The 16773-nt window shown below is 68.0% G+C and carries 12 protein-coding genes; 8 read left to right on the forward strand and 4 right to left on the reverse strand.

Annotation, left to right across the window (positions count from 1 at the left end):
* The first annotated feature begins 111 nt into the window (after positions 1-111).
* From C7H84_RS05505 to C7H84_RS05515, 3 genes are read left to right on the forward strand one after another with little or no spacing between them, the layout of a single operon-like run.
* Complete coding sequence (locus tag C7H84_RS05505; RefSeq protein WP_121857776.1) at positions 112-900, forward strand: enoyl-CoA hydratase-related protein; 789 nt, start codon at positions 112-114, stop codon at positions 898-900.
* A 3-nt stretch (positions 901-903) separates the two neighbouring features.
* A complete protein-coding gene (locus C7H84_RS05510; protein WP_121857777.1) occupies positions 904-2061 on the forward strand; it encodes an acyl-CoA dehydrogenase family protein in 1158 nt (385 codons plus the stop codon).
* Positions 2062-2111: 50 nt separating this feature from the next.
* Entirely contained in the window at positions 2112-4253 is a 2142-nt protein-coding gene (locus C7H84_RS05515; RefSeq protein ID WP_121857778.1) for an acetate--CoA ligase family protein, read from the forward strand.
* An 86-nt stretch (positions 4254-4339) separates the two neighbouring features.
* On the opposite strand, the gene C7H84_RS05520 is transcribed toward C7H84_RS05515, so the two are convergent.
* Complete coding sequence (locus C7H84_RS05520) at positions 4340-5470, reverse strand: porin (RefSeq protein ID WP_121857779.1); 1131 nt, start codon at positions 5468-5470, stop codon at positions 4340-4342.
* Between the two features lie 261 nt (positions 5471-5731).
* Between C7H84_RS05520 and C7H84_RS05525 the strand changes: the two genes are divergently transcribed.
* The 3 genes from C7H84_RS05525 (at position 5732) to C7H84_RS05535 (ending at position 8724) form a co-directional block, all read left to right on the forward strand.
* Positions 5732-6346 carry a thioesterase family protein gene (locus C7H84_RS05525; protein WP_121857780.1) on the forward strand — a complete coding sequence of 205 codons (615 nt, stop codon included), beginning with the start codon at positions 5732-5734 and terminating at the stop codon, positions 6344-6346.
* 31 nt (positions 6347-6377) lie between these two features.
* Positions 6378-7865, forward strand: coding sequence for an aldehyde dehydrogenase (locus C7H84_RS05530; protein WP_121857781.1), 1488 nt, complete (start codon positions 6378-6380; stop codon positions 7863-7865).
* A 169-nt stretch (positions 7866-8034) separates the two neighbouring features.
* On the forward strand, positions 8035-8724 hold the full coding sequence (locus C7H84_RS05535; protein WP_121857782.1) for a phospholipase: 690 nt from the start codon (positions 8035-8037) through the stop codon (positions 8722-8724).
* A 34-nt stretch (positions 8725-8758) separates the two neighbouring features.
* Here C7H84_RS05535 and C7H84_RS05540 read toward each other — a convergent pair whose 3' ends face one another.
* Both C7H84_RS05540 and C7H84_RS05545 read right to left on the reverse strand, forming a co-directional pair.
* Complete coding sequence (locus C7H84_RS05540) at positions 8759-10279, reverse strand: amino acid permease (RefSeq protein ID WP_121857783.1); 1521 nt, start codon at positions 10277-10279, stop codon at positions 8759-8761.
* Positions 10280-10402: 123 nt separating this feature from the next.
* Positions 10403-11809 carry an aspartate ammonia-lyase gene (locus tag C7H84_RS05545; RefSeq protein ID WP_121857784.1) on the reverse strand — a complete coding sequence of 469 codons (1407 nt, stop codon included), beginning with the start codon at positions 11807-11809 and terminating at the stop codon, positions 10403-10405.
* A 154-nt stretch (positions 11810-11963) separates the two neighbouring features.
* Between C7H84_RS05545 and C7H84_RS05550 the strand changes: the two genes are divergently transcribed.
* The gene (locus tag C7H84_RS05550) at positions 11964-12938 is read left to right on the forward strand and encodes a LysR family transcriptional regulator (protein WP_121857785.1); all 975 of its coding nucleotides are present in this window, start codon (positions 11964-11966) and stop codon (positions 12936-12938) included.
* A 193-nt stretch (positions 12939-13131) separates the two neighbouring features.
* On the opposite strand, the gene C7H84_RS05555 is transcribed toward C7H84_RS05550, so the two are convergent.
* Positions 13132-14196: an asparaginase gene (locus C7H84_RS05555; RefSeq protein WP_121857786.1), complete on the reverse strand. Its 1065-nt coding sequence runs from the start codon at positions 14194-14196 to the stop codon at positions 13132-13134.
* 324 nt (positions 14197-14520) lie between these two features.
* On the opposite strand from C7H84_RS05555, the gene C7H84_RS05560 reads away from it, so the two are divergent.
* Positions 14521-16761 (forward strand): TonB-dependent receptor, encoded by a 2241-nt coding sequence (locus tag C7H84_RS05560; RefSeq protein ID WP_121857787.1) that lies wholly within the window; start codon positions 14521-14523, stop codon positions 16759-16761.
* Positions 16762-16773 lie beyond the last annotated feature (12 nt).

Consider the following 16773-nt stretch of genomic DNA (forward strand, 5'->3'; position numbering starts at 1 on the left):
ACGTTCATTTAACATAACTTATACTATGCCGAAATGCGGTCCGCAAGTAGCGGCGACCCTTGCCGGCTCTGACACACACCGACACACAACAACCAGGAGACAGTGATCAGCATGAGCATCGACGACATCCGAATCGAACGGCACGACGGCGTCGTGACCCTTCGCCTGAACCGCCCGGCGAAACGCAATTCGCTCGCGCGGCCGCATCTCGACTTTCTTCGCGAGACGCTCGAAGCACTCGCGAACGATTCGGCCGTGCGCTGCGTCGTGCTGACCGGCAGCGGCAGCGCGTTCTGTGCCGGCGCGGACGTCGACGAATGGGCCGAGGCCGAGCGCAACGGCGAACTCGACACCTACGGCTGGACCGAGCGTGCGCACCGCTTCGTGCAGGTGCTGGCCGCGTTTCCGCGCCCGACGATTGCCGCGCTGAACGGCTCGACGGTCGGCGCGGGCACCGACATCGGTTTCGCGTGCGACTTCCGCATCGCGAGCACGGTGGCGACGCTGCGCTGCGGGTATACGGGCATGGGCTACAGCCCCGACATGGGCGGAAGCTGGTTCCTGCCGCGCATCGCGCGCCCCGACGTCGCACGCCGCTTCATCTTCCTCAACGAACGCTGGAACGCGCAGGACGCGCTCGCGGCCGGGCTCGTGTCCGAAGTCGTCGACGCCGATGCATTCGCCGAGCACGTCGCGGCGTTCGCCGCACGGCTCGCGCAGGGGCCGAGCGTCGCGTTCGGCCATACCAAGGCACTGCTCGCGCAATCGCTCACGCAGACGCTCGCGGAGCAACTGCGCGGCGAGCTGGCGGCCGGCGTCGCGTGCGGTCACAGCGAGGACGGCCAGGAAGCGCTTCGCGCGTCGGTCGAAGGCCGCGCACCTCATTTTGTCGGGAGATGATCGATGGATTTTTCGCTGACCCAAGAGCAGGAAATGCTGGTTTCGTCGCTGCGCCAGTTCGTCGAGAAGGAACTGCAGCCTCATGAATTCGCGGTCGATCGCGCGGACGACGTGCCGCCCGAACTCGCCGACTCGATTCGCCGCAAGTCGCTTGAACTCGGCTTCTACGCGTTCAACATGCCGGAAAGCGCGGGCGGCCCCGGCCTCGACTACGTGACGCAGGCGCTCGTCGAGCGCGAGCTCGGCCGCACGAGCTGGGCGCTGCACGTGTTCGTCGCGCGGCCGAGCAAGATCCTGATGGCGTGCAAGGGCGACCAGATCGAGCGCTACCTGAAACCGGCCGTGCGCGGCGAGCGCGTCGACTGCTTCGCGCTGACCGAACCGGGCGCCGGCTCCGATGCGATGGGCATCCGCACGCGCGCGGTGCGCGACGGCGACGACTACGTGATCAACGGCAGCAAGCACTTCATCAGTCACGCGGATACGGCCGACTTCGTGATCCTGTTCGCCGTCACCGGCGAGGAGGAAGTGCGCGGCCAGAAGCGCAAGCGCGTGACCTGCTTCCTGATCGACAAGGACACGCCGGGCATGACCGTGCGGCGCGGCCCGCACTGCACGAGCCTGCGCGGCTACCACCAGTCGGAAATCTTCCTGAGCGACTGCCGCGTGAGCGCCGCGCAGATCCTCGGCGAAGAACATCGCGGCTTCGAACTCGCGAACGACTGGCTCACCGCCGGCCGCGTGATGGTCGCCGCGAACAACATCGGCCGCGCGCAGCGCGCGTTCGAGATGGCCGCCGAATGGGCCGCGACGCGTCATCAGTTCGGCAAGCGCATCGGCGATTTCCAGGGCACGTCGTTCAAGCTCGCGGACATGCAGACCGAGATCCGCGCGGCGGAACTCGTCACGCTCTACACCGCGCAGAAGCTCGACCAGGGCACGATGACCGACGGCGACGCCGCGCTCGCGAAGCTGCTGGCCACCGAGACGCTCGGCCGCGTGACCGATCACGCGGTGCAGATCTACGGCGGCATGGGGTTGATGGACGAGCTGCCGATCGAGCGCTTCTGGCGCGATGCGCGCATCGAGCGCATCTGGGAAGGCACGTCCGAGATTCAGCGCCACATCCTGTCCAAGGAAATCCTCCGACGCTACAGCTGACGCGAACCGTCGCGCCGGTGCGTCCGGCGCGCGTTCAAAAAGGACACTTCATGACCTCCTCTCCCGAAGTCAGGGACCGCCGCGCGACGGCCGCGGCCAATCTGCGCCGGCTGCTCGATCCGGCCAGCATCGCGTTCGTCGGCGGACGCGGCATCGCGGGCGCCGTGCAGCGCTGTCGCGATTACGGCTATGCCGGCGACGTCTGGCTCGTCAACCCGAACCATGCGGAGCTCGACGGCGTGCGCTGCCACGCGAGCATCGCCGACCTGCCCGCCGCACCGGACGCCGTGTTCGTCGCGGTGCCCGCGCGCCAGGCGATCGATGTCGTGCGCGCGCTCGCCGAACGCGGCGCGGGCGGCGCGATCGTCTACGCATCGGGCTTCTCCGAAACGGGCGCCGACGGCGCCGCGCTACAGCAGGCGCTGATCGACGCGGCCGGCGACATGGCCATGCTCGGCCCGAACTGCTACGGGCTGATCAACGGGCTGAACGGCAGCGCGCTGTGGCCGGTCGCGCACGGTGCGCCGCGCGTCGAGTCGGGTGTCGCGGTGATCACGCAGAGCGGCAACCTCGCCTACAACCTGTCGATGAGCGCGCGCTCCGTGCCGTTCGCGTATCTCGCGAGCGTCGGCAACCAGGCGTCGGTCGACATCGCGCGCCTCGTCGATGCGTTCGTCGACGATCCGCGCATCCGCGCGATCGGCGTGCATCTCGAAGGGTTGAAGGACGTGCGCGCGTTCAGCGAGGCCGCGGCGCGCGCGCTCGCACGCGGCGTGCCGATCGTCGCGCTGAAGAGCGGCACGTCGACGCTCGGCGCGCAGCTCGCGATGAGCCACACGAGCTCGCTCGCGGGTTCGGACGCACTGTACGACGCATTATTCAGGCGACTCGGCGTGATCCGCGTGAAGGATCCGGTCGGCCTCGTCGAGACGCTGAAGCTGCTCGCGATCGCCGGTGTGCCCGAGTGCCGCACGCTCGCCGCGCTGGCGACGTCCGGCGGCGACGCGGGGCTCGTCGCGGATCTCGGCGAAGCGCGCGGCATTGCATTCCCGCCGGTGGGCGACGCCGGCCGCACTGCGCTCGGCAACGTGCTGCCCGCTTACGCGACGATCGCGAACCCGCTCGATTTCACGACGACGCCGTGGGGCGATCCCGACAAGATGCGCGCGTGCTGCGACGCGCTGCTCGCCGATCGTCCGGGCGCCGCCGCGATGATCCTCGACTATCCGCAGGAAGCGACCGGCGAGCGGCCGCTGTGCGATATCGCGGCGAACGCGTTCGCCGCGTCCGCGCGCCAGCACGGCGTGGTCGGCGCGGTGATCTCGGTGTTTCCGGACCTGACGCCGCCCGACCACGCGGCCCGCATGGCCGCCGCCGGCATTGCGCCGCTGCAGGGGCTCGCCGACGGGATCGACGCGATCGGCGCGGCGATGACCTATGGCGACACGCGCCGCCGCGTGCTCGATGCCGATGCGCTGAACGCGCTGCCGGTGCTGCGCGCGGGCCGCAGCGGCAGCGGCAACGGCAACGGCAGCGCGACGCTGCACGACGAATGGGCGAGCAAGCGGATGCTGGCCGCGCACGGGCTCGACGTGCCGGCGGCCGAATGCGTCGCGCCCGCCGACGCGCCGGCTGCCGCGCAGCGGCTCGGCTTCCCGGTCTGCGTGAAGGTGGTCAGCGATCGCCTGCCGCACAAGACCGAGGCCGGCGCGGTCGCGTTGAAGCTGGGCTCGCCCGACGCTGTGGCCGCCGCCGTCGAGCGGATGACCGAACAGGTCGCGCGGTACGCGCCGGACGTGCGTGTCGAGCGGATCCTCGTCGAGAAGATGGCCGACGCGCCGCTGCTCGAACTGATCGTCGGCGTGAAGCGCGAGCCGAATTTCGGTCTGGCGCTGGTGCTCGGCACCGGCGGCGTGCTGGTCGAGCTGATCCGCGACACCGCGACGCTGCTGCTTCCGGTGCGCGAAAGCGACGTGCGCGACGCGCTGCTCGGGCTGAAGCTCGGCCCGCTGCTGACCGGCTATCGCGGGCGGCCGAAGGCCGATCTCGATGCGGTCGTCGCGAACGTGATGGCGATCGCGCGCTTCGCGCAGACGCACGCCGATACGCTCGTCGAGCTCGACGTCAATCCGCTGCTGGTGATGGAACGCGGCGCGGTGGCCGTCGATGCGCTGGTGAGGCTCGACGCGTGATGCTCGTCTGAAACGCAACGGCCCGCTCACGCGATACGCGAGCGGGCCGTTGCCGGATTGACTGTCGGCCCGGGAACGAGAAAGGATCAGAAGTTATGCCGCATGCCGATGCGAGCGGCAGCCTGCGTGCGGCTCGTCGACGGCGTGAAGCTGTAGCCGATCACCGCATCGACGCCGTTCGACGCGCGCATCCAGTCGACCGCCGCATAGACGTCGGTGCGCTTCGACAGCGCGTAATGCGCGCCGAGCGCGACTTCGTGCCAGTGATGGCCTTCGAACGTCGTGTACTGGTAGCCCGCGACCAGCGACAGCGGCACGGTCGCCTGGTACAGGCCGCCCGCCTCGTACACGCGCATCGTCGACGATTGCCCGTAGCCCTTGAACGTGGTGTTGCTGAAGTCCGCGTTCAGCGTCAGCTTGCCGAGCGTGTACGACGCACCGATGCCGAAGATCGACTGCGAGTCGACCGCGAACGGCGTCGAATCGTGCAGATCGGTGACGGCACCCGTCGCCGGATCGACTGTCGCGACCGTCTGGCCAAGCATCGTGCGCACGCCCATCTGCGCATACGGGTCGAGCGCCGCGAGCCGGCGAGGCTTGTTGAGCCGCGTATAGTTGCCGCCCGCCGAGAAATCGCCGTGCGTATAGGTCGCGCCGGCGCTCCACGCGCTGCCGTCGTGGAAGCTGCCGGCATCGTTGCTGAACGAATACATGCCGCCGACCACGAGCCCGTGGAAGCTGTTGCTGACGAATTTCACCGCGTTCTGCAGCCGGTCGCCGCTCTGCCGGTCGAAGTCGCCGAGGTGCACGCCGTAGCCGCTGCCGAACGCGCTCACGTTGTACGCGGCCGTGAAGTCGAATGCGAAGTCGTACTGATTGCCGAACGTCAGCGTGCCCCAGTCGTTGCCGAGCCCGACATACGCCTGCCGCCCGAACATGGCGCCGCCCTGGTTCAGCTTGCCGGTGCCGAGCCGGAAGCCGCTCTCGAGCTTGAGCACCGCCTTGTTGCCGCCGCCGAGATCCTCGGTGCCCATCAGGCCGAAGCGATTGCCGTACGACACGCCGTCGTCGAACAGGTACGCATGCGCGCCGCCCGTGTTGTTCACGTAGGTGATGCCGCCGTCGATGATCCCGTACAGCGACACGCTGCTCTGGGCATGGGCGTAGCCGTGGACCATCACCGACATCATGCCGGCCAGCAGGAAGCGCTTCTTCATTTCGGTGTCTCCGGTTGCCGCGCGCGGCGGCTCGATTTTTCGTTGTGCGTGAACGCCGCCGGCCTGCTTCGTTTCGGCACCGCGGCGCTGGCGAGTATAGGTTTCGTTGAATGAATGTTCAATCGATTGAAGAGCCGGAACGCACCGGTGTTTACACCCATCGGCGATTTCATTATTGAAAAAACGTTCAACCCGTCATAACATCGGTCGGCAGCCCGCGGACGACGTGCGGGCCCGTTCCGAAACCTCGGAGTGCACTGGATGACGACCACCCTCAGCCCCGCCGCCGAGCCGCGCCTGCGCTCGGCCTACGAAGGACAGAAGTCGCGCCCGTACGACCCGGCCGCGCCGATCGCGACGCCGCTCGAACTGCATCGCTGCACCGTCCGGCCCGAGTGGGTCGACTACAACGGCCACATGAGCGAATCGTGCTACCTGCTCGTGTTCGGCGACAGCAGCGATGCGTTGTTCCGCTACTTCGGCATCGACGACGACTATCGCGAGGCCGGCTGCTCGATCTATTCGGCGGAAACGCATATCCGCCACCTGCGTGAAGCAATGCTCGGCGAGCCGCTGCGGCTCACGGTGCGGCTGCTCGACATGGACGACCGCCGGCTGCACGTGTTCCATTCGATGCATCACGCGACGACCGGCGCGCAGCTCGCGACCGGCGAACAGTTGCTGACGCACGTGGACATGCACGCGAAGCGCTCGGCACCGTTCCCGGCCGCGATCCGCCGGCATCTCGACGCGATTCACGCGGAACATGCGCGTGCGCCGCGCGAGCCGCACGCGGGTCGTGCGATCGCGATCCGCCGCCCGTCCGCTGCTGCTTCCGCACCTTCCGCATCTTCCGCATCTTCCACTGCCCGCTGACCACGCCGAACCACGACGAAGGAGCTTTCCCATGCAGACGCACGACGCCTGGCGCAGCCGCGCCGGCCAGCTCGACATCGATTCCCGCGCGTTCGTCGACGGCGCGTTCCGCGACGCGCACGACGGCACCACCTTCACGTGCACGAGCCCGATCGACGGCCGCGTGCTCGCACAGGTCGCCCATTGCCGTCAGGCCGACGCCGACCTCGCGGTCGCGGCCGCGCGCCGTGCGTTCGAAAGCGGCGCGTGGCGCGACGCATCGCCGCGCGAACGCAAGCGCGTGCTGCTGCGCTGGGCCGCGCTGATCCGCGAACACGCTGACGATCTCGCGCTGCTCGAAACGCTCGACACCGGCAAGCCGATCGGCGACACGACCACGATCGACATTCCGTCCACCGCGTATTGCGCCGAGTGGTTCGCCGAGGCGATCGACAAGACCGGCGGCGAAGTGGCGCCGGCCGATGCGCATCTCGTCGGGCTCGTCACGCGCGAGCCGATCGGCGTGGTCGCCGCGGTCGTGCCGTGGAATTTCCCCGCGATGATCGCGATGTGGAAATGCGCGCCCGCGCTCGCGGCCGGCAACAGCGTCGTGCTGAAGCCGTCCGAGAAATCGCCGCTCAGTGCGCTGCGGCTCGCCGCGCTGGCCGCGCAGGCCGGGCTGCCGGCCGGCGTGCTGAACGTGCTGCCCGGCTTCGGCGACGCGGGCGAAGCGCTCGCGCGGCATCCGGACGTCGACTGCATCGCGTTCACCGGCTCGACCGCAGTCGGCCACAAGGTCGCGCGCTGCGCGGCCGATTCGAACCTGAAGCGCGTGTGGCTCGAACTCGGCGGCAAGTCGCCGCAGATCGTGCTGCCCGACTGCCCCGATCTCGATCGCGCGGCGCGCACCGTCGCGCATGCGGTGTTCTACAACACCGGGCAGATGTGCACCGCCGGTTCGCGGCTGCTCGTGCATCGTGCGATCCGCGACGAACTGGTCGCGCGCGTGCTCGCGATCGCGCCCGAGTACGCGCCCGGCGATCCGTTGTCGCCCGACACGCGAATGGGCAGCCTGATCGATGCCGCGCAGGTCGAGCGCGTGCTCGGCTACGTCGACGCCGGCCGCGACGAGGCGACGCTGCTCGCGGGCGGCCAGCGCGCGCGTACGGCGAGCGGCGGCCAGTACGTCGAGCCGACCGTGTTCGACTGTCCGCGGGCCGATGCACGGATCGTGCGCGAGGAGATTTTCGGGCCGGTGCTGGCGGTGACCGCGTTCGACGAGCTGGATACGGCCGTCGCGCTCGCGAACGACACGCGCTACGGGCTCGCGGCGTCGGTGTGGACGAGCAACCTGACGACCGCGCATGAAACCGCGCGGCGGTTGCGCGCGGGGACGGTGTGGGTGAACGGCTACGAGGAAACCGACGACATGAACTTCCCGTTCGGCGGCTTCAAGGAGTCGGGCAACGGGCGCGACAACTCGCTGCACGCGCTCGAGAAGTACACGGAGTTGAAGTCGACGGTGATTCGGTTGCGGTAAAGGGCACGGGCGGCGTCCGGCCACCCGTTTCGCGCCGCGCGCACCGCCTTTCAACGGCGCGGCGACCCTGATTCATTCCTGCCACGAAACAATCAATAGCGATCCGGCGATTCACGTCGCCGTCCGCACGTTTTAGACTGTCGGATCACTCCCCCACCGGACCCTCGCAATGACCGACGTCCTGCCGCTGACCACCGACTCCGAATCGGGCCTCCAGTACCGCCTGCGCCCGGCCGCCGGCCGCCCTGCCGGCCGCCTGTTGCTGCTGCATGGCGTCGGCGGCAACGAAACCAACCTGCTGAACCTGGCCGGCACGATCGACCCGCGTATCGAAATCGCGTTCGTGCGCGGCCCGCTGACGTTCGGCCCGAACCAGCACGCGTGGTTTCCGGTGCGCTTCGGTGCGAACGGCCCCGAAATCGATGCGGCCCGCGCGGATGCGAGCCGCGTACAGCTGATCACGCTGCTGCATGCGCTGAGCGCGCAAGACACCGCAAACAACACCCCCGCGTTGCCCACCGTGATCGCCGGGTTCAGCCAGGGCGGCATCATGAGCGCGAGCGTCGGCCTCACGTCGCCGGCCGACGTCACCGCATTCGCGGTGCTGTGCGGCCGCATCCTGCCGGAGATCGATCCGCTGATCGCGTCGCACGATGCATTGAGCGCGTTGCACGCACTGGTGATACACGGCCGCTTCGACGACAAGCTGCCGGTCGCATGGGCCGACACGGCCGATGCAAAGCTGACGTCGCTCGGCGTCGCGCACGATACGCGGCTGTATGACGCCGGTCACGAACTCACTGCGGAGATGGCCCGCGACTTCAGCCGCTGGGTCGCCGCACGCACCGGGCTGAACTAGGCGCAGCGGGCGGCCGAGCCGCCCGTGCGTATCGTCAGACGTTACTCGCCGGATCGGCGCCGAGCGGCGCGCCGGAAGCGTTGGCCGCGCCGGCAGCATTAACAGCCGCCTCCCGCGCCGCACCGCGCTTCGCAAGCTTCCAGCCGATCACCAGCGCGAGCACGACGAACGGAATCATCCCGACGGTCCACGTGCCGCCCGGATAATCGAATGCCATCATCACCAGCACGCTGACGAGAAAGCCGAGCGTGAGCCACGACGTGAACGGCGCGCCGGGCATCCGGAACGACACCGGGCTCAGTTCGCCGCGATTGACGGCACGGCGGAACAGGATCTGGCACATCACGATGAAGCCCCAGGTCGTGATGATCCCGAGCGACGCCATGTTCAGCACGATCTCGAACGCCTGCGCCGGCACGATGTAGTTCAGCGGCACGCCGATCGCGTTGACCGCGACCGTGACGAGGATCCCGCCGTACGGCACGCCGCGCGCATTCATCCGCGACACGAAGCGCGGCGCCGAGCCGCCCATCGCGAGCGAGCGCAGCACGCGCCCCGTCGAATAGAGGCCGGAGTTCAGGCTCGACAGCGCGGCGGTCAGCACCACGACGTTCATCACCGTGCCGACGTACGGCACGCCGAGCTTGCTGAAGAACGTCACGAACGGGCTTTCGTGCGCGCTGTATGCGGTCCACGGCAGCAGCATCGTCAGCAGCACGACGGAGCCGACGTAGAACAGCGCGATACGCCACATCACGCTGTTGATCGCCTTCGGCAGCACCTTGCGCGCGTCGGCGGTCTCGCCCGCCGCGACGCCGACGAGCTCGATGCTCGCATACGCGAACACGACGCCCTGCACGATCAGCACCGCCGGCAGGATGCCGTGCGGAAAGATCCCGCCGTGGTCCGCGATCAGATGCAGCCCCGTCATCTGCCCGTCGACCGGATGGCCGCTCGCGAGGAACACGGCGCCGACCGCGAGGAACAACGCCAGCGTGCCGACCTTGACGATCGAGAACCAGAACTCCATCTCGCCGAACACCTTCACGCCGATCATGTTCATCACCGACACGATGCCGAGCGCGCCGAGCGCGAACACCCATTGCGGCACGTCGGTGAACACGGCCCAGTACTTCATGTAGATCGCGACCGCGGTGATGTCGACGATGCCGGTGGTCGCCCAGTTCAGGTAGTACATCCAGCCCGCGACGAACGACGCGCGCTCGCCCATGAACTCCCGCGCATACGACACGAAGCTGCCGCTGGTCGGCCGGTGCATCACGAGCTCGCCGAGCGCGCGCATGATCAGGAACGCGAACGCGCCGCACACGAGATACACGACCGCGAGCGCGGGCCCCGCGCTCTGCAGCCGGCCGCCCGCGCCGAGAAAGAGGCCCGTGCCGATTGCCCCGCCCATCGCGATCATCTGCACGTGGCGCGGCTTCAGGTGCTTCTCATAGCCGGACTCGTGCGACGCGAACATCGCGTCGCGATCGGCATGACGAGTGTCGGCGCCGCCGGCCGTGTCGACCGGGCGCTCGCTGGCGTGCTTCATGGTATGTCTCCGTTTCTTGATGTGTGTCGATGTGTGTTGACGTGTCGCGCCCATCGACGGGGCGCTGCGGGAACGGCCGCGCGCGGGCCGCCGGCGGCATGCGCCGGCGCCGCACGGCCGGAATCAGTACGCGCGCGGACGGATCAGCGCTTCGGGCTGCAACGCTTCGTCGAGTTGCGCGGCGGTCATCAGCTGGTGATCCAGCACGACCTCGCGGATCGACTTGCCGCTCTCGTGCGCCTCGGCGGCCACGGCGGTCGCGCGCTTGTAGCCGATGTACGGGTTCAGCGCGGTCGCGAGCGCGACCGAACGCTCCATCGTTTCGCGCAGCCGCTCGGGGTTCGCGGTGATGCCGGTCACGCAGCGGCCGGTGAGCGTCGTGCACGCGGCCGTCAGGTGGCTGAAGCTGCGGAACAGCGCGCTCGCGATCACCGGCTCGAATGCGTTGAGCTGCAACTGCCCGGCTTCGGCGGCGAACGTCACCGTCAGGTCGTTGCCGAACACTTCGAACGCGACCTGGTTCACGACTTCCGGAATCACCGGGTTCACCTTGCCCGGCATGATCGACGAGCCGGCCTGCACCGGCGGCAGGTTGATCTCGCCGAAGCCGGCGCGCGGGCCGCTCGACAGCAGCCGCAGGTCGTTGCAGATTTTCGACAGCTTGACCGCGATCCGCTTCAGCACGCCGGAGATCTGCACGAACGCGCCGCAGTCCTGCGTCGCTTCGATCAGGTTCGGTGCGGTGCTCAGGTCGAGGCCCGTGATGCGTCGCAGCGCGGCCAGCGCCTTCTCCGCATACTGCGGATGCGCGGTGATGCCGGTGCCGATCGCGGTCGCACCGAGATTGATCTCGCGCATCAGCCAGCCGGCTTCCTGCAGGCGCGCGATGTCTTCCGTCACCATCACCGCGTAAGTCGAGAACTCCTGGCCGAGCGTCATCGGCACCGCGTCCTGCAATTGCGTGCGGCCGAGCTTCAGCAGGCCGGAGAACGCGTCGGCCTTCTCCGCGAACGCATCGCGCAGCCGCCCCATCGCCTCGAGCAGATGCTCGACCGCGAAGCAGGTCGCGATCCGGATGGCGGTCGGATAGACGTCGTTCGTGCTCTGCGCGAGATTGACGTGCTCGTTCGGATGCAGGTATTCGTACTGGCCGCGCGCGTGCCCCATGATTTCGAGCGCGCGGTTGCAGATCACCTCGTTCGCGTTCATGTTGGTCGACGTGCCGGCGCCGCCCTGGATGATGTCGACCACGAACTGGTCGTGCAGGCGGCCCTCGCGGATCTCGACGCAGGCGGCGGCGATCGCATCGCGATACGCGGCCGGCAGCAGCCCGAGCTCGCAGTTCGCATCGGCCGCCGCTTCCTTCACGGCCGCGAGCGCCATCACGAGATACGGCAGCGACGCGATCGTGCGCCCCGAAATGTCGAAGTTCTCTTTCGCGCGCAGCGTATGGACGCCGTAGTACGCCGAGTCCGGAATGCTTCGCTTCCCTAAAAGATCCGCTTCGACGCGGAAGCCGTCTGCCGTCATGGTGTCCCTCCTGAATTGTCTCGTGCCGCCGCGGAAAACCGGCCGCGTGCGCCGCTTCGCGGTACGACGGGTCGCATTCTATGCCTTTGCATAACGAAGCTCGCTTCTGTATTATCGAAAGCGGTTTTGCGTGGGACGCAATAGCGAGAGACGAATGAAAACAACGACGAGAGACACCGGCGTCGATCACCTGGGCGCGATGCGCGCCTTTGTGCGGGTCGTCGAAATGGGGAGTTTTTCCGCGGTCGCGAAGGAGATGCACGTGTCGACGTCGACCGTCGCGCGCAAGATCACGGCGATCGAGGACGCGCTCGGCGTCGCGCTGCTGCATCGGTCGACGCACAGCGTGACGCTCACCGAAGCCGGCCACATCTACCTGGAACGCGCGGTCACGCTGATCGCGGATCTCGACGACACGCTGCGCGTCGTCGCCGAGCTCAATGCGCGGCCGAGCGGCCCGCTGAAGCTCACCGCGCCGGTCGCGTTCGGTCGCCGTCATCTCGCGCCGCTGATCGCGCCGTTTCTCGCGCGCTACCCGACGATCCAGCTCGACGTGCGGCTCACCGACAACCACAACGACCTCGTCGCCGGCGGTTTCGATCTCGACATCCACGAGGGCGAGAACTATCTGGACAACCTGGTCGTCCACCGGCTGTCGCGCAACGACAGCATCCTGTGCGCGACGCCCGGCTATCTCGACCGCTGCGGGCGCCCCGCGACACCCGACGATCTGCAACAGCACAACTGCCTGCGCTACGTGCACCCCGACGGCGATCCGCGCTGGGAACTCGTGCGCGGCGACGCGCGGCACAGCGTGCTGCCGGCCGGCAATCTCGTCACCGACCATTCGGAGCTGCTGCTCGACGCAACCTGCGCGGGCCTCGGCATCGCCGAGTTCGAGATCTGGCTGGTGCGCGACCTGCTCGCGAGCGGCCGGCTGGAACCCGTGCTGCCGCGCTACCGGCTGCAGAACAAGCTGACGGGCGAGTACATCTACATCGCGTATCTGGCGAACCGGCGCAGCTCGGCGAAGCTGCGCGTGCTGAAGGACTTTCTCGCGGAACATCTCGCGCACATCGGCGAGCTGTCGGAAGTCGAGCTGGGGAAGATTCGCGACGCGGGCGCTTAGTGGTCGCACGGGCGCGAGCGGCCGCGGTCGCGCCGGTCAGCCGCCGCGCACCGCAGGCCGTCGAGCTCGACGTCGCGGCAGTCGTGCCGCTGTCGCCGGCGCGCGGCGTCGTGAAACTGTCCGGCGAGCGCGCCGGGCAAGCGCGATGCCGCACGCGACGAAGCGCGCGTCATCGGCGCGATCCCGACGCCGCTCAGGCCGCCTGCAATTCGAACGGGAACGTCGCGTGCCCGATCTCGACGCCCTGCGTGTTCAGCATCCGCGGCCGGTGGAACGCGGCGAGCCGCGCGCGCTGCGCGTCCGTGCCGATCTGCAGACGTTCGAGCAGTTCGCTGACCATCATGTACAGCACGTCGATATTGCCGTCCTCGATCTTCACCGAGATACCGAGCGCGCCGTCGGCGCCGAGTGAGCGTGTGTGCGCCGACGCACGCACGCCGATCCCGTAACACGCATCCGCGCCGAGCTTGCCGACGACCTGCCCTTCGAAGGCGTCCATCAGCACCGTGCAGTAGCGGCCCTCTCCGGCGACCAGCTCCGGATGAGCCGTCATCGCATGATGGATACGCGCCAGCGCGCGCACGCGGTCGGACGGCGCGCTGCCGCCGGCTTCGACCTTGTCCGCACCGTCGGCCAGCGACGCGTAAAGACGCGCCAGGCGATCGAGCGGGAACGCCGGCGTCGGCAGGTTGCAGCCGTCAATCGCCCAGTCGACCTCGTCGTCGCGCAGTCCGCACGCGTCGGCGACCACGTGCTTCACGCGCGCCTGCATCGGATGCTCCGGCAGATGGTAGTCGGCGATCGCGGCGCCGATCGCCCGCGCGCCGGCCAGCATGCCGACATGCTTGCCCGAACAGTTGCTGCAGACGCCGGTCGGCGTGTAGTCGCGCTTGATCCACGACCGGTACACCGCGTCCGACAGCGGCGCATGGCCGCCGCACCGCAGATCCGACTCCTGCGCGTCGACTTTTGCGAGCATCGCCCGCGTGCGTGCGATGTGCCGCTCCTCGCTGCTGTGCGACGCGCACATCAGCGCGATGTCGGCCTCGTCGAAACCGAACCGGTCGGGCGCGCCCGTCTCGATCACGGACAGCGCCTGCGCCGGCTTCGCCGCCGAGCGTGCGAGCGTCATCCGGAACGGATCGCCGAGCCGGAACAGCAGCTTGCCGCCGGCATCCACCACCGCCACATCGGCGACGTGCGTGTTCTCGATCGCATAACCGCGGTACGTGACGACCGCTGCGCGTTGGGTGTCCATCTGTGCTGTCTCCTTCGTCGGGCCTGATTGTGCCGGGGCCCGTGCAACCGGTACGGCAGTGTATCGATTCGTCGCGCGGTCCGCGCCGCCAGGACGATGGAAAGCGGTATTGCGCCAGATGCAAAGCCGCCGCCGGAATCGCGAAAGCCTGGCCGGTTCAGTACCAAAACCCTTCGATCGTTTACATATCTCGTAATAATTCGTAGAATTGCGACCGCTAACGCGAATCATACGCATTTGCATTAATGTCGCCCGATGTCACGGGGCCGCCCGCCGGCATCGCGACGACGCATCCAATCACCGATACTTCCGCTGCCTGTCGCCATGCCCGCCCAGTTCAAGACGAGGCCTCGTGCCCTCGTGTCGGCGCTGACCTGCTCAGTGTTCCTGACGCCGCTGCTCGCCTCCGCCCAAACCGCTCCTGCCGCCGCGTCCACGCCCGCCGCGGGGCAGCCGGCCGCCGAACCGTCGGCGACGCTGCCGACGATCACGGTCCAGTCGTCCGCGCCGGCGGACCTGCAGGTGAAACGCTCGCCGTCGTTCAAGTTCACCGCGCCGCTGCTCGACACGCCGCGCTCGGTCACGGTGATTCCCGAGCAACTGATCAAGGAAAAGAACGTCACGTCGTTCGCGGATGCGCTGCGCTCGGTGCCGGGCATCACATTCCTCGGCGGCGATGCGGCCGCGAACCCGTCGGCCGACCGTCCGGTGATCCGCGGCTTCGAATCGCGCAACTCGATCTTCGTCGACGGGATGCGCGACTCGGGCGTGCAGAACCGCGAGACGTTCGCGGTCGAGCAGATCAGCGTGATCAAGGGCCCGGACTCCGTGTACGCGGGCCGCGGCTCGGTGGGCGGCAGCATCGACATCGTCACGAAGACGCCGCAGAACGACAACTTCATCAACAGCAGCATCGGCTTCGGCACCGACGGCTACAAGCGTGCGACGGTCGACGCGAACCGCAAGATCAACGACACGACGGCCGTGCGGCTGAACGTGATGGGCCACGACGCGAACCAGGCCGGCCGCAACGACGTGTACAACAAGCGCTGGGGCGTCGCGCCGTCGGTCGTGTTCGGGCTGAACACGCCGACCACGGTCACGGTCAGCTACTACCACATGAACTCGTACGACATGCCGGACTTCAGCGTGCCGTTCCGCGCGTCGGGCGGCACGCCGGTGCCGACCGATCGCGGGCAGTTCTTCGGGCTGAACACGCGCGACTACCGCTACGGGCAGACCGACACCGGCGAAGTGCGCGTCGAGCACAAGCTCGGCGACGGCTGGAAGCTGCGGAACACGACGATGTTCGGGCGCTCGACGCTCGACTTCGTGGCGACGAATCCGCAGATCCTCGCGTCGAATCCGAACATGCTCGGCTTGCAGGCGAAGAGCGGCAAGTACGCGCTCAACAGCTTCTCGAACCAGACCGAAGTGACCGGCAGCGCGAGCCTGTTCGGGATGAAGCACACGATGACGGCCGGCGTCGAGTTCAGCCACGAGCAATCGCGCTACGAGGGCTACCTCGTGTCGGATTCGGCTGGCAACAACATCCGCACAGGCGGCCCGTGCTCGGTGGCCGGCAACTGCACGCCGCTCGCCGGCGGCTGGAACCCGAACATGCCGTGGACCGGCAACATCGTACTGAACGGCGACAAGACCTTCCCCGGCCCGACGACGAACACGCGCACCGATACGGTGTCCGCGTACATCTTCGACACGGTCAGGCTGTCCGAGCGCTGGCAGTTCAACACCGGGCTGCGCTTCGACCGCTACGACACGACCGGCAAGCAGGCCGGCGTCGCCGACCTGTCGAACACGTCGAACCTGTTCAGCTACCAGTTCGGCCTCGTGTTCAAGCCGGTGACGAACGTGAGCCTGTACGCGTCGTACGGCACGTCGTCGAACCCGCCGGGCTCGAACGCCGGCCTCGGCGGCGGCACCGACCAGATCACCGCGACGAACCAGGACCTCGCGCCCGAGCGCTCGCGCAACATCGAGATCGGCGCTAAATGGGACGTGCTGCAGGATCAGCTGTCGCTGACGTCCGCACTGTTCCAGACCGAAAAGACCAATGCGCGCGTCAGCGACGGCCTCGGTCACACCGTCAACGCGGGCAAGCAACGCGTGCGAGGCGTCGAACTGGGTTTTGCGGGCAACCTGACGCCGAAGTGGCACGTATTCGGCGGCTACTCGTACCTGAATGCGATCACGGTCGACGCGGGCCCCGGCAGCCCCGGCGCATCGGGCCTGCCGATGGTGATGGTGCCGAAGCACAACTTCACGCTGTGGACGAGCTACGACGTGATGCCGAAGCTCACGCTCGGCGCGGGCGCGACGGTGATGAGCCAGACTTACGCATCGGTGTCGGCGACGACGAAGAAATGGACGCCCGGCTACGCGCGCTTCGACGCCGCCGCGACGTGGCGAGTGAACAAGACGATGGACGTTCAGCTGAACGTGCAGAACCTGTTCGACAAGAAGTACTACGCGAGCGCGTACCCGATCTACGCGACGTGGGCGCCGGGCCGTTCGGCGATGGTCACGCTGAATTTCTATCAGTAAGTAAGCCACACC

It is taken from the genome of Burkholderia sp. Nafp2/4-1b, from assembly GCF_003635165.1.
Taxonomy (GTDB): domain Bacteria; phylum Pseudomonadota; class Gammaproteobacteria; order Burkholderiales; family Burkholderiaceae; genus Burkholderia.

Bases quoted from the DNA above. Each gene is read 5' to 3' on its own strand.
- C7H84_RS05505 (WP_121857776.1), top strand. From the start codon at position 112: ATGAGCATCGACGACATCCGAATCGAACGGCACGACGGCGTCGTGACC.
- C7H84_RS05510 (WP_121857777.1), top strand. From the start codon at position 904: ATGGATTTTTCGCTGACCCAAGAGCAGGAAATGCTGGTTTCGTCGCTG.
- C7H84_RS05515 (WP_121857778.1), top strand. From the start codon at position 2,112: ATGACCTCCTCTCCCGAAGTCAGGGACCGCCGCGCGACGGCCGCGGCC.
- C7H84_RS05520 (WP_121857779.1), bottom strand. From the start codon at position 5,470: ATGAAGAAGCGCTTCCTGCTGGCCGGCATGATGTCGGTGATGGTCCAC.
- C7H84_RS05525 (WP_121857780.1), top strand. From the start codon at position 5,732: ATGACGACCACCCTCAGCCCCGCCGCCGAGCCGCGCCTGCGCTCGGCC.
- C7H84_RS05530 (WP_121857781.1), top strand. From the start codon at position 6,378: ATGCAGACGCACGACGCCTGGCGCAGCCGCGCCGGCCAGCTCGACATC.
- C7H84_RS05535 (WP_121857782.1), top strand. From the start codon at position 8,035: ATGACCGACGTCCTGCCGCTGACCACCGACTCCGAATCGGGCCTCCAG.
- C7H84_RS05540 (WP_121857783.1), bottom strand. From the start codon at position 10,279: ATGAAGCACGCCAGCGAGCGCCCGGTCGACACGGCCGGCGGCGCCGAC.
- C7H84_RS05545 (WP_121857784.1), bottom strand. From the start codon at position 11,809: ATGACGGCAGACGGCTTCCGCGTCGAAGCGGATCTTTTAGGGAAGCGA.
- C7H84_RS05550 (WP_121857785.1), top strand. From the start codon at position 11,964: ATGAAAACAACGACGAGAGACACCGGCGTCGATCACCTGGGCGCGATG.
- C7H84_RS05555 (WP_121857786.1), bottom strand. From the start codon at position 14,196: ATGGACACCCAACGCGCAGCGGTCGTCACGTACCGCGGTTATGCGATC.
- C7H84_RS05560 (WP_121857787.1), top strand. From the start codon at position 14,521: ATGCCCGCCCAGTTCAAGACGAGGCCTCGTGCCCTCGTGTCGGCGCTG.